At 63.0% G+C, this 1,272-nt stretch carries 1 protein-coding gene; it reads right to left on the bottom strand.

The features are described 5' to 3' along the window. Positions 1-153 precede the first annotated feature (153 nt). Positions 154-1,197: an IS5 family transposase gene (locus tag P0645_RS19205; RefSeq protein WP_284166163.1), complete on the bottom strand. Its 1,044-nt coding sequence runs from the start codon at positions 1,195-1,197 to the stop codon at positions 154-156. Between the last annotated feature and the right edge of the window lie 75 nt (positions 1,198-1,272).

Below are 1,272 nucleotides of genomic sequence, written 5' to 3'. Positions count from 1 at the left end.
TGGGCACCTCGATTTTTTTGCCTTTCAGTTCCGGTTTGGCGGCCTGAAGCCTTCAGGAAGCGGCTTGGGGTGGGGCTTTGGCGTTTGATCGCGGATCATTCCGCTTTGTCGCGGCGGGTTTCGGCCCTTTCGGCCTGACGTCCATACCCCGGATCACGCCGGGCACAGGTTCAGGCGGCGCAACTGGACGAGCCTTCGCATGTTGTAAGCGAGGTTCTTCATCCCGATCTTGGCCTTTGCGCGGATCAGGCCAATGGTGCGCACCAGCGTTCCGCCCATGTCGTTGGTCTGGGCACCGAAGACATGCTCGACCCGGGCGCGCACGGCGGACTTGGTGCGGTTGCTGGCCTTGCCTTGTTCGGTCAGTGGCTTGCCGCGCTTGCCCTTGCGGTGGATGCGGCTCTTCAGGCCGCGGGCGCGCAGCTTGGCCTCCATCTCCTCGGAGCGATAAGCCGGATCGGCCCAGACGTCCGAACCGGTGTTGCCTCTCATGAGCAGATGATCCACCGCCTGGCTGTCATGCAGCGCTGCGTCGCTGACATGGTAACGGCGGACCAGCTTGTGCTTGCGGTCCACGTTCACATGGTTCTTGTAGCCGTAGTGGGATTTCCCGTGTTTCTTGGTCCAACGAGCATCCGTGTCCTTCTGCGACCGCTTGGCGGGCTTGTCCGCCCAGCCCTCCGGCACCTCGCCGTTCTTGATGGCCGCGTTCTCCTCTCGCGTGTTGTGGTTCCTCGGAACCGGCACAATGGACGCATCGAGGATCTGCCCACCGCGCGCGATATAGCCCTGCCGCGCCAGATAGCCGTCGAATTGCTTGAACAGCGCCTCGACCATCCCGGCCTGCGCCAAACCCTCGCGATAGAGCCAGACGGTCTTGGCGTCGGGCACCCGATCCTGAAGCCCGAGGCCGAGGAAGCGCATGAACGACAGCCGGTCGCGCACCTGGTATTCGATCTGGTCGTCCGACAGGTTGTAGAGCGCGCCCAGCACCAGCGTCTTGAACATCACAACCGCGTCCATCGGCTTGCGTCCGGCCCGCGACTTGCGCTCCGCCTCGGGCTTGCGCCAGACCCGCTCCAACGTCGGGCGAAACTCCTCCCAGGGGACGATGGAGTCAATCTCGACCAACGGGTCCCGCTTGGCATAAAGGCTCGCGTAACGATCCGAAAGATCAAAGAACCCCATCTGCGACATCATTGCGCTCCAGCAGCCGAACTCTGCCAGCATCATACCGTCCCGGCCAAGTCAGGGCAATTTTTCGAGGTGCCC

Origin of the sequence: Frigidibacter sp. SD6-1 (assembly GCF_030143255.1) — a bacterium.
GTDB lineage: Bacteria > Pseudomonadota > Alphaproteobacteria > Rhodobacterales > Rhodobacteraceae > TMP-24.
The sequence above is the reverse complement of the archived record's forward strand: the minus strand, read 5'-3'. Positions and strand labels throughout refer to the sequence as shown.

What these genes read in the sequence shown, in the direction of transcription:
- P0645_RS19205 (WP_284166163.1), bottom strand. Translation starts at nt 1,197, where the DNA reads ATGTCGCAGATGGGGTTCTTTGATCTTTCGGATCGTTACGCGAGCCTT.